The 11818-nt window shown below is 64.3% G+C and carries 10 protein-coding genes; 9 read left to right on the plus strand and 1 reads right to left on the minus strand.

The genetic code is table 11. The features are described from left to right. Positions 1 to 322: alpha-hydroxy-acid oxidizing protein (locus Q7T45_RS28840; RefSeq protein ID WP_304875574.1), on the minus strand; the 322-nt coding region annotated here is incomplete at its 3' end. Between the two features lie 108 nt (positions 323 to 430). Between Q7T45_RS28840 and Q7T45_RS28845 the strand changes: the two genes are divergently transcribed. The 9 genes from Q7T45_RS28845 to Q7T45_RS28885 all read left to right on the plus strand — a co-directional run bounded on the left by Q7T45_RS28845 (position 431) and on the right by Q7T45_RS28885 (position 11597). Beyond that, the gene (locus Q7T45_RS28845) at positions 431 to 598 is read left to right on the plus strand and encodes a hypothetical protein (RefSeq protein ID WP_304875576.1); all 168 of its coding nucleotides are present in this window, start codon (positions 431 to 433) and stop codon (positions 596 to 598) included. 213 nt (positions 599 to 811) lie between these two features. Then, on the plus strand, positions 812 to 2158 hold the full coding sequence (gene glmM / locus Q7T45_RS28850; RefSeq protein ID WP_304875577.1) for a phosphoglucosamine mutase: 1347 nt from the start codon (positions 812 to 814) through the stop codon (positions 2156 to 2158). A 140-nt stretch (positions 2159 to 2298) separates the two neighbouring features. Beyond that, positions 2299 to 3555 (plus strand): MFS transporter, encoded by a 1257-nt coding sequence (locus Q7T45_RS28855; RefSeq protein WP_304875578.1) that lies wholly within the window; start codon positions 2299 to 2301, stop codon positions 3553 to 3555. A 346-nt stretch (positions 3556 to 3901) separates the two neighbouring features. After that, on the plus strand, positions 3902 to 4729 hold the full coding sequence (locus tag Q7T45_RS28860) for an outer membrane protein (protein ID WP_304875579.1): 828 nt from the start codon (positions 3902 to 3904) through the stop codon (positions 4727 to 4729). Between the two features lie 224 nt (positions 4730 to 4953). After that, positions 4954 to 5781 (plus strand): outer membrane protein, encoded by an 828-nt coding sequence (locus Q7T45_RS28865; RefSeq protein ID WP_304875580.1) that lies wholly within the window; start codon positions 4954 to 4956, stop codon positions 5779 to 5781. An 83-nt stretch (positions 5782 to 5864) separates the two neighbouring features. Beyond that, positions 5865 to 6455, plus strand: a complete 591-nt coding sequence (locus Q7T45_RS28870; RefSeq protein WP_304875582.1) for a glutathione S-transferase family protein — start codon at positions 5865 to 5867, stop codon at positions 6453 to 6455. A gap of 215 nt (positions 6456 to 6670) precedes the next feature. Beyond that, the gene (locus Q7T45_RS28875) at positions 6671 to 7843 is read left to right on the plus strand and encodes a phosphoserine transaminase (protein ID WP_304875584.1); all 1173 of its coding nucleotides are present in this window, start codon (positions 6671 to 6673) and stop codon (positions 7841 to 7843) included. 127 nt (positions 7844 to 7970) lie between these two features. Next, positions 7971 to 9560: a phosphoglycerate dehydrogenase gene (gene serA / locus Q7T45_RS28880; protein ID WP_304875586.1), complete on the plus strand. Its 1590-nt coding sequence runs from the start codon at positions 7971 to 7973 to the stop codon at positions 9558 to 9560. 372 nt (positions 9561 to 9932) lie between these two features. Continuing rightward, positions 9933 to 11597, plus strand: coding sequence for a mucoidy inhibitor MuiA family protein (locus tag Q7T45_RS28885; RefSeq protein ID WP_304875588.1), 1665 nt, complete (start codon positions 9933 to 9935; stop codon positions 11595 to 11597). Positions 11598 to 11818: the final 221 nt, after the last annotated feature.

Genomic DNA, 11818 nt, shown 5'->3' on the forward strand with positions numbered 1-11818 from the left:
TGCTCAGGGGGTAGGGCACCCCGGCGGCCTGCGCGGCGCGGCAGGCGTGGATTTCGCCGTCGCCATACTGCATGCCGGTGAGCCCGACCGGCGCCAGGATCAACGGCATCGCGGCGGGCTCGCCCAGGATCGTGGTGGCAAGATCGCGCTTCGAGACGTCGACCAGGATGCGCTGGCGGAACTTGATCTGCTGCAGGTCGTCGACATTGGCGCGCAGCGTGTCCTCGGAATAGGAGCCGCGATCGGCGTAGTCGAAAAACGCCTTCGGTACCTTGCGCTTGTGGACCTGACGCAGATCCTCGATGCAGGTGATGTGTTTCATGCGCGTGTCCCCGGGGCCCATCTTGTATTCGTCAGTTTGACTGATCATCTAGCACGCTTGACGCCCCGGCAAAATCGCCGCGCCCGAAACCCGTCAGCAGGGTATGCCATGACCAAACCACGCGCCGCTCCCAACGACGCCGAAGCCTCCGAAAAGCGCCGGCTGGACCGGGCCCTCGAGGAGGGGCTGGAGGAGACCTTTCCGGGTTCGGATCCGGTCAATGTCACCCAGCCGGCGCCCTCGAAGGCCGACCACCACGTCAAGCGCAGCGACTGACCGGCGCCCTGGCCAGGTTCCGCCGACGGAATAATTCCTGCGATAGCAGTATGTTAAGCGTTTAACTACGGGTTCACGGCCGGTAATGATTCATCATATTATTTGAAGCCATTTTAGGCCCGGAGGATTATAACCCCCTGCACGCTATGATAGGCGGGCGTTCGCGGCTTCTCGCCGGATGGTTGGAGAAGCCGCAACGATGCTGGGGGTCACATGAGCCGCAAATATTTCGGGACGGACGGGATTCGGGGCCGTGCCAACGGTCTGATTACGCCGGAGCTGGCGCTCAAGGTCGGGCAGGCCGCCGGTCTGGTGTTTCAGCGCGGCGAGCATCGCCACCGCGTCGTGATCGGCAAGGACACGCGGCTGTCCGGCTACATGATCGAATACGCCATGGTGGCCGGTTTCACCTCGGTCGGCATGGACGTGCTGCTGCTCGGCCCGATGCCGACGCCGGCGGTGGCGATGCTCACGAAGTCGATGCGCGCCGATCTCGGCGTGATGATTTCGGCTTCGCACAATCTGTTCGAGGACAACGGCATCAAGCTGTTCGGTCCGCAGGGCTTCAAACTATCCGACGACGTCGAAAAGCAGATCGAGCAATTGCTCGACGAGTCCCTCGACAAGCGGCTGGCGCAAAGCGCCAGCCTCGGCCGCGCCCGCCGCATCGACGGCGTCCATGACCGCTACATCGAATTCGCCAAGCGCACGCTGCCGCGCGATCTCAGCCTCGACGGCCTGCGCGTGGTGATCGATTGCGCCAATGGTGCGGCCTACAAGGTGGTGCCGGAAGCGTTGTGGGAGCTCGGCGCCGACGTCATTTCTATCGGGGTCGAACCCGACGGCTTCAACATCAACAAGGAATGCGGCTCCACCTCGCCGGAAGCGCTGAGCCGCAAGGTGCGCGAGATGCGCGCCGATATCGGCATCGCGCTCGACGGCGACGCCGACCGGGTCATCCTGGTCGACGAGCGCGGACATATCGTCGACGGCGACCAGCTGCTGGCGGTGATCGCGCAAAGCTGGAAGGAAGACGGCCGGCTCGCCAAGCCCGGCATCGTCGCCACCGTGATGTCGAATCTCGGGCTGGAGCGTTTCCTCGAGGGGCAGGGCATCGAGCTGATCCGCACGCCGGTCGGCGACCGCTACGTGCTCGAACAGATGCTGAGCCGCGGCTACAATGTCGGCGGCGAACCGTCCGGCCACATCATCCTGTCCGACTATGCCACCACGGGCGACGGCTTCGTCGCAGCACTTCAGGTGCTGGCGGTGGTGCAAAAGCTGCGCCGCCCGGTATCGGAGGTCTGCCACCGCTTCGACCCGCTGCCGCAGATCCTGAAGAACGTGCGCTACCGCAGCGGCAAGCCGCTCGACGACGCCGAGGTCAAGTCCGCCATCGTGGACGGCGAGAAGCGGCTCAACGGCCATGGCCGGCTGCTGGTGCGCTCCTCCGGCACCGAGCCGGTGATCCGGGTGATGGGCGAGGGCGATGACCGCATCCTGGTCGAGGAAGTGGTCGACCACATCGTCTCCGCGCTGGGCCACGCCGCCGCCGCCTGAACTTCTCCTTCGCCCCGCTTGCGGGGCGAGGTAAGAAAGCGCCCGCTATCGCATCGCAGCCATTATCGATTGGCGCTGGTGGGCGCGGTGCGGCCGTCGTAGGAGGAGTGATTGCTCTTCCGAATCCGGGATTTTGGCCGTTGAACAAGCCCGTCATCGTCAGTGAAGAAACGCTGGCCGCGCCGGTGGTGGTGTCCGACGTCACGCCGCCCGCCGCGAAGACCGCCGCCGCGACGGGGCCGGTCTATGTCGTGCTGGTGGGCATCAGCCTGTCGCATTTTCTCAACGACACCATGCAGTCGCTGATCGCATCGGTGTATCCGATTCTGAAGGAAAATTACGCGCTGGACTTCGCGCAGATCGGCATGATCACACTGGCGTTCCAGTTCACCGCGTCACTGCTGCAGCCGGTGATCGGACATTTCACCGACAGGAAGGCGCAGCCGTTCTCGCTCGCCATCGGCATGGGATTCACGTTTTTCGGCTTGCTGCTGCTCAGCGTCGCGCAGCAATACCCGGTGATCCTGATCGCGGCGGCGCTGGTCGGGCTCGGCTCGGCGGTGTTTCATCCGGAGTCGGCGCGGATCGCCCGGCTGGCCTCCGGCGGGCGTTACGGTTTCGCGCAATCGGTATTCCAGCTCGGCGGCAGCTTTGGGACTTCGATGGGCCCGCTGCTCGCCGCATTGATCGTGGTGCCGTTCGGCCAGCCCAGCATCGCCTGGTTTTCATCGATCGCGTTCCTGGCCATCATCATCCTGTGGCGGATCGGGCTGTGGTACCGGCCGCAGATCACGACCAGGAAGACGCCGCCGCCGTCGCATCCGGACGCGCCGAGTTCGCGCCGGGTCAAGATCGCGCTGATGGTGCTGGTCGCGCTGCTGTTCTCCAAGCAGCTCTATGTCTCGAGCCTGTCGAGCTATTACATCTTCTATCTGATCGAGAAGTTCCAGGTCTCGACCCAGCAGGCCCAGCTCTATCTCTTTCTGTTTCTCGCCGCCAACGCCGCCGGCGCCTTCTTCGGCGGCTCGCTCGGCGACCGCTTCGGCCGCAAATACGTGCTCTGGTTCTCCATCCTCGGCGCGCTGCCGTTCACGCTGGCGCTGCCCTATGCCGGGCTGTTGGGCAGCGCGGTGTTGACGGTGCTGATCGGCTTGATCATTTCCTCGGCGACGTCGTCGATCATCGTGTTTGCGCAGGAACTGGTGCCGCACCGGTTCGGGATGATCTCCGGGGTGTTCTTCGGATTTGCATTCGGCATCGGCGGTGTCGGCGCCGCCGTGCTCGGCAGGGTCGCCGATCATACCGGCCTCGAATTCGTCTATCACGTCTGCGCATTCCTGCCTGCGATCGGATTGCTCGCAGTGTTCCTGCCGAAGATGCCGAAAGCGGCACGCTAACGCCGGCGGTTCGCGCGGGGAGCGCGGGATTTCCGTCAACACATTGTTAGCGATTGTGTCGGTTCCGCCATTTCTTGCGCTACCGGTTTCGTCGCTGCGAAGATTTTCACAAGCGCGATCGAAAAAATGCAACTCGTATTTGTCGCGTGCGGTGGCGTGCCAAATTATTGAAATTCCGCATGATCTCGCTGCCGGCCCGCGCATGCGGGGCAGGCCGTTTGCAACGGATTATCAACCTTAATAATTAGGGTTAAGTGGCGCTTAAGTATTTTGAGGCATCGTCCGACCGTGAGTTTTTGATGTGAGGCCTCCGTTGTCTGCCTCACCGGACAAAAGGACGAAGCCAATGCGTAGCGTTAAGTTTCTCGTTGCCGCCGGAGCGGCATCAATGTTGTCGTCGGTGGCGTTTGCCGCCGACATGGCCATCATGCCGCCGCCGGCATACGCGCCGCCTCCGGTCGTCGAAGACTTCGGCGGTTGGTACCTGCGCGGCGATATCGGATTCAGCAATCAGAAAGTCGAGCGCCTCAACAACGCGCTCGATGCAGGTCTTACCACCCAGAGCCAGACCCACAACTTCAACACCGCGGGCATCTTCGGCCTCGGCGTCGGTTACAAGGTCAACAACTGGTTCCGCGCCGACATCACCGGTGAGTATCGCGGCAATTCGCAGTACTTCGGCAAGGACAACATCACCTATCCCGGCGGCATCGGCACCGACACCTATCACGCCACCAAGAACGAGTGGGTGGTGCTTGGCAACGCCTATGTCGATCTCGGCACCTGGTGGTGCATGACCCCGTTCATCGGCGCCGGCGTCGGCGGCGCGCGGGTCGCCATCAACGGCTTCACCGACCAGAGCATCGCCAACAATGGCGCCGGCGCGCTGCCGGGTCTGGCCTACGGCGACAGTGTGGCGAAATGGAATCTGGCTTGGGCGGTGCACGCCGGTGTCGCCTACAAGGTTACGCCGAACTTCACCGTCGAACTGGCCTACCGCTATCTCGACATGGGCGACGGCCTGACCGGCGACCTCCGCACCTTCGACGGCGTCAACAACGTAAACAACCCGATGACCTTCAAGAACATCACCTCGCATGACCTCAAGCTCGGCGTGCGCTGGGATCTGAGCAGCCCGCCGGTCTACGCGCCGCCGCTGATGCGCAAGGGCTGATCGAAGCCTCATCGCTTAACACTTCTTAACGGCGCGGGATCTTCCCGCGCCGTTTTGTTTTGCGCGGCCGGGCTGATTTAGCAGGAGCCCGCTGCCGGATTTGATGCGGGATGAATCGCGATTTTCACAACAGAAGTGGCCGATCGCTCGCCCGCGACAACCATTGGTTAAGGTTAACGGGGGATGATCACGCCAAGTCAGAGTGTGTTCGATGGAGTGTTGCGATGCGTAGGATTTTGCTGGCGGCGGTGATGTTCGGGACGGCGTCTTGCGCCGAGGCAGCCGACCTGTCGGATCTCCCGATCTTGCGTGGCGCCTTCAGCGACGGGCTGACCACTCGTACCGTCTACTGGCAGGGCTATTACATCGGCGGCCAGGGAAGCTATGGCACGTCCGACATGAATTTCACCGGTTCGACGAGAACGGTTGCGGCTGCTTTGCTTGCCAATACGGCGATGGAGGCCGCGGGCGGGATATCGAGCTGGCCGGTGGGTGGCGGCAAGGTTTCGGCCCACGGTCACGGCTATGGCGCCTTCGCTGGTTACAACGCGCAATGGGACGATGTTGTTATCGGCCTTGAGGCCAATTACGTGCATGGCAAGTTCGGCGGGTCGGCGACCGGCACGATGAGCCGCTCCTTCGTCGATTCCCTCGGTTATACCAACGACGTCACCTATGACAGCACGAGTTCGATGGCGATTTCCGATATGGCAACGCTGCGTCTTCGTGCTGGCTACGCCTTCGGCTCGTTTCTGCCCTATATGTTCGGCGCCGTTGCGCTCGGGCAAGCCAACATCACCAAGACGGCCCGTATTCACGGGCGCTCGGTCAACGCGAGCGCGGCTCCCGGCTTTCAAGATATCCCGTTCGATTTGAGCGCCACGGACGGCGTCTACAGTCACCTGATTTATGGTTATTCCGGCGGGCTTGGCGTTGACGTGATGCTGACGGCAGGTCTGTTTCTGCGGGCAGAGTGGGAATATGTCCGCTTCACAGCCTCGGTCGACACGCAGGTCAATACCGTCCGCGCTGGCCTCGGCTACAAGTTCTGACCGAAGGGTCGCATTCTCCGAACCTGTTGACAGGACGGATTTCGGCTGCTGGTCTAGCGTTCTCCTGAGAACGGTGGCCAGCCATGAAGATCTACGGCGATACCAATTCCGGCAATTGCCTGAAGGTGAAATGGGTCTGCGATCATCTCGCGCTGCCCTATGAGTGGATCAGCGTGGATACGCTCAAGGGCGAGACCCGCACCACGGAGTTTCTCAAGCTCAACGGCGCGGGCCAGGTTCCGACGGTCGTGTTCGACGACGGCGGCGTACTGGCTCAATCCAACGCCATCATTCGTTACCTCGCCCGCGGCAGCGATCTCATTCCGGCCGACCCGTTCACCGCGGCGAAGATGGATGAGTGGCTGTTCTGGGAACAATACAGCCACGAGCCCTATGTCGCGGTGTGCCGGTTCCAGATGGTGTATCTCGGCAAGGCGGCCTCTGACCTCGATCCGGACAAGATCAAGCGCGGCTATTTCGCGCTGGCGCGAATGGAGCATCAACTCGCCCTGACGCCGTTCCTGACCGGCGACGCGGTCACGCTCGCCGACGTCTCGCTGCTGGCCTATACGCGGGTCGCGCACGAGGGCGGCTTCCACCTCGACGGCTATGCCTCCATCCGGCGCTGGATCGGCGAGGCCGAACGGGCGCTCGGGTTGCCGCCGGCGCGCTAGGGCGTTTCGATTCCGGCATCTGGATTCGCAAATCGCTGCGACGATGGCGCCGGGATGCCGAGCCATCACCGACCTGTGATCCCGGGATCGTGCCCGATCCCCCGGTGTATTTCCTGCTCGGCCGAAAGTTTCTTGACGATTTCAGGCGTTTCCCCTAATGACCGCGGCGGGACACCTCCCCCCAACGGGAGGCTAGCTATCTGGAAGGATAGAACATGACTGCTGCGAAGCCCGCATTGCGGCCCAACGTGCCGCATTTCTCCTCCGGCCCCTGTGCCAAGCGCCCCGGCTGGACCCCCCAAAATCTCAAAGACGCCGCCCTCGGCCGTTCGCACCGCGCGAAAATCGGCAAGGCCAAGCTCAAGCTCGCGATCGAATTGACGCGCGAAGTGCTTGAAGTGCCCGCCGGTTACAGGATCGGCATAGTGCCTGCGTCGGATACCGGCGCGGTCGAAATGGCGCTGTGGTCGCTGCTCGGCGCGCGCCCGGTGACCACGATCGCCTGGGAATCCTTCGGCGAGGGCTGGGTCAGCGACATCGTCAAGGAATTGAAGCTCAAGGACGTCACCAGGCTGCATGCCGGCTATGGCGAAATCCCCGATCTTTCCAGGGCCGATCCCGCTTCCGACATCGTCTTCACCTGGAACGGCACCACCTCTGGCGTGCGGGTTCCCAATGCCGACTGGATCAGCGCCGACCGCGAAGGCCTGACCATCTGCGACGCTACCTCGGCGGCATTCGCGCAAAAACTCGACTGGGCCAAGCTCGATGTGGTGACCTTCTCCTGGCAGAAGGCGCTGGGCGGCGAAGCCGCGCACGGCATGCTGGTGCTGTCACCGCGCGCGGTGGCGCGGCTCGAGAGCTACACGCCAGCCTGGCCGCTGCCGAAGATCTTCCGGATGACCAAGGGCGGCAAGCTCAATGAGGGCATCTTTGAAGGCGAGACCATCAACACCCCCTCGATGCTGTGCGTGGAAGATTATCTCGACGCGCTGAACTGGGCGAAGTCGGTCGGCGGCCTCAAGGGCCTGATGGCGCGTGCCGACGCGAATACGAAAGTGCTGGCCGACTGGAAGGCGAAGACACCGTGGATCGATTTCCTGGCGAAAGATCCGGCGATCCGTTCCAACACCTCGGTGTGCATGAAGGTGGTCGATCCCGCCATCACGTCGCTGAGCGCGGATGCGCAAGCCGATTTCTCCAAGAAGCTGGTCGCTTTGGTGGAGAAGGAAGGCGCCGGTTACGATTTCGCGCATTATCGCGATGCGCCCGCGGGCCTGCGGATCTGGTGCGGTGCCACGGTGGAAGCCGGCGACGTCGCACTGCTGACGCAGTGGATCGACTGGGCGTTCGCGGAGATGAAGTCGTCGCTCGCCAAGGCCGCGTAGCTTCTCTCAATTGTCCCATCATCGTCATGGCCGGGCTTGACCCGGCCATCCATCCAAGAAGATGGACCCGCGGGTCAAGCCCGCGGGTGACGATATCAAATGCACCGTCCATCACGGATCACATCCCATGACAAAACCCAGAGTTCTCATCTCCGACGCGCTGTCGCCCGCTGCCGTGCAGATCTTCAAGGATCGCGGCATCGACGTCGATTTCCAGCCCAACCTCGGCAAGGACAAGGACAAGCTCGCCGAGATCATCGGCAATTACGACGGGCTGGCGATCCGCTCGGCGACCAAGGCCACGGCAAAAATCATCGAGAAGGCGACGCGGCTGAAGGTGATCGGTCGCGCCGGCATCGGCGTCGACAATGTCGACATTCCCGCCGCCACGGCCAAGGGCGTCATCGTGATGAACACGCCGTTCGGCAATTCGATCACGACCGCTGAACACGCCATCACCCTGATGCTGGCGCTGGCGCGCGAAATTCCGCAGGCCGACGCCTCGACCCAGGCCGGCAAGTGGGAAAAGAACCGCTTCATGGGGGTCGAGATCACCGGCAAGACGCTGGGCGTGATTGGCTGCGGCAATATCGGCGCGATCGTCGCCGACCGCGCGCTGGGGCTGCGCATGAAGGTGATCGCGTTCGATCCGTTCCTGTCGCCGGAGCGCGCCAAGGATATCGGCGTCGAGAAGGTCGAGCTTGAGGAACTGCTCAAGCGCGCCGATTTCATCACGCTGCATACGCCGCTGACCGAGAAGACGAAAAACATTCTCGACGCGGCGGCGCTGGCGAAACTGAAGAAGGGCGTGCGCATCATCAACTGCGCGCGCGGCGGGCTGGTCGACGAGCAGGCGCTGGTCGATGCCCTGAATTCCAAGCATGTCGCGGGCGCCGCGTTCGACGTGTTCGTCGAGGAGCCGGCCACCACGAACGTGCTGTTCGGGCATCCCAACGTGATCTGCACGCCGCACCTGGGTGCTGCCACCACCGAGGCGCAGGAGAACGTCGCACTGCAGGTGGCCGAGCAGATGTCGGATTATTTGCTGAGCGGCGCGATCTCCAACGCGGTCAATTTCCCGTCGATCACGGCGGAAGAGGCGCCGAAGCTGAAGCCGTTCATTGAACTGGCCGAGAAGCTCGGCTCGTTCGCCGGCCAGCTCACCGAGAGCGGCATCCTGAAGGTGCAGATCACCTATGAGGGCCACGTCGCCGAAATGAAGATCAAGGCGCTGACCTCGGCGGCGCTGTCGGGCCTGCTGCGGCCGATGCTGGGCGACGTCAACGTGGTCTCGGCGCCGGTGGTGGCGAAGGAGCGCGGCATGGTGGTCGACGAGATCGTGCGCGCGGCGCAGAGCGATTACGAAAGCCTGATCACGGTCACCGTCACCACCGAGCGGCAGGAGCGCTCGGTGTCGGGCACCGTCTATGCCGACGGCAAGCCGCGGCTGGTCGACATCAAGGGCATCCGGGTCGACGCCGAATTCGGCAAGTCGATGATCTACGTCACCAACGAAGACAAGCCCGGCTTCATCGGCAAGTTCGCCGGCCTGCTCGGCGACGCCAAACTCAACATCGCAACCTTCCACCTCGGCCGCAACGCGCCGGGCGGCGACGCCATCGCGCTGGTCGAGGTCGACGGCGCGGTGCCGGCGGAGGTGCTCGCCAATGTGCAGGCGTTGCCGCAGGTCAAGCAGGCCAAGGCGCTGGTGTTTTAGGGGCGCGTGTGACCCTTACCCTCCCCTGGAGGGGGAGGGTCGGCTCGCATGTAGCGCAGCGAAATGCGAGACGGGGTGGGGTGACGGTCTCTCAACTCGGGCACCGTTCGGGGCGAGAGACAGTCACCCCACCCCGCCGCTCATTTCATTCGCGTCGACCCTCCCCCTCCAGGGGAGGGTAAGTACTTTCCGGCCGTCACTCCGACGACCGCCGCCGCGCCGCCTTGGCCGCGCCTTAACGTTACCTCAATCGAACCGGTTCCATGGCCGCGGCGTCTCATCACAGGTGGTGATGCGGCCTTTGCCTGTCCGGCGCGCCGGACCGGGCAAGGGCCTTGCGTGCGCCGCGCTGGGATTTGAGGGAGGAAATTCATGCCAACGATTGCGAACATTCTTGCAACTACCAGCCTGGTGGCACTTGCCGGCCTTGCCGCCATGCCGGCGCAGGCGGCCGAACTCGCGGCCACCTCGGCCGTCGATGCCGTCACGGTCTATCCCGATGGCGCCAGCGTGACGCGCCTGATCACGCTCGACCTGCCGTCCGGCGACAGCACGCTGGTGGCAAAGGACTTCCCGCTGACGCTGGATCCGTCCTCGCTGCGGGTCGAGGGCGAGGCGGGCGCGAAGTTCACCATCGGCGCCATCGATACAAGGCCGCCGCGTGCAGCACCCCCGGTCAACCTGCCGGAACTCGACAAGCGCATCGAGGCGCTGAAGGACGAGCGCGCCAATCTTGGCGGTGCGATCAACGCCGCCACCGCGCGCCGCAAATTTGCCGAGCGCTTTGCTGAATCCTCTCCCGCAGGGCTCGGCGAGAAGGGCGAGGCGCGTCCGCTGGCCGAGTGGCGCGCGGCCTTTGCCGCGGTCGCCGAGGAAGTCGCCAGCGCGGACGCCGCGATCCGCGACGCCGAACGCAAGCAGCGCGACATCGACCGCGAAATCGCGCGGCTGGAATCCGACCGCGCGACCAAGCCGCCGAACAAGCTCGAGGTCCGGATTGATCTCGCCGCCGCTACGGCTGCAAAGGCGACGCTGCGGGTGACCTACGCCGTGCGCCAGGCGCGCTGGGCGCCGCTGTACGACGCCCGGCTCGACACCGGAACGAAGGACCGCAAGCCGGGGCTCGAACTGGTGCGCCGCGCCGAGATCACGCAGACCACGGGCGAGGACTGGTCGAACGTCGCACTGGCGGTCTCGACCGTCCGGACCGCGCGCGGCGGCAGCGCGCCCGAGCTGAATTCGCTGATCGTGCAGTATCCGCAACCGCCGCGCCCGCTGGTCGGGGGCGCCCTCTCGGATGCCGCCAAGCCTCGCTCGATGCAGGCGCCGATGCCGGCCCCGATGGCGGCGGAATCCGTTGCCAGGCGCGCCGACGAGCAGGAGGCCGCGGTCGAAGTCGGCGGTTTCCAGGTCACGTTCCGGATTCCCGGCCGTGTCAGCCTTGGCGCCAGCGAGGGCGCCAAGAGCCTGCGTGTTTCCACCGCGACCATCGCGCCCGACCTGGCGGTGCGCTCCGCGCCGGTCAGGGATCCCTCGGCGTTTCTGGAAGCCCGTTTCGTGCAGGGCGAGGATGCGCCGCTGCTGCCGGGCCGGGTCTCGATCTATCGCGACGGCGTATTTGTCGGCCGCGGCCAGATGGCGAGCGCGGCCAAGGGCGAGCCGGTGCGGCTCGGTTTCGGCGCCGACGACAAGATCAAGATCGAGCGCACCGTGGTCAAACGCAACGAGGGATCGGCGGGCTTGATCGTGACGACGTCGAAGACCGACGAACGCAGTTTCAAGACCACCGTGCGCAACGGCCATGACTTCCCGATCAGGATCGCGGTCGAGGACCAGCTACCGGTCAGCGAGAACGAGGAAATCCAGGTCGAGATGCTGCCGTCGACCACCCCGCCGACCGCAACCAATCTGCGGGAGCGGCGCGGCGTGCTGGAATGGGCGTTCGAGGCCAAGCCGGGCGAGGTCAAGGACATCGCGTTCGCCTGGCGGGTGCGCTGGCCCAAGGACAAGGGCGTCGTCATGACGCCGGGTGGGTGAGGGCGCGGCGGACAATCACCTCTCCCCGCTTGCGGGGAGAGGGTCGGGGTGAGGGGGACTCTCAGCGAGCGAGTTTGTCGAGAGTCCCCCTCACCCGAAGCCTTCGGCTTCGACCTCTCCCCGCAAGCGGGGAGAGGTGATTGTCCGCCGCGCCCTCACCCACCCGGCGTCATGACGAGGCCCTTGTCCTTGGGCCAGCGCACCCGCCAGGCGAACGCGAT

The organism is Bradyrhizobium sp. (genome assembly GCF_030646015.1).
Taxonomy (GTDB): domain Bacteria; phylum Pseudomonadota; class Alphaproteobacteria; order Rhizobiales; family Xanthobacteraceae; genus Bradyrhizobium.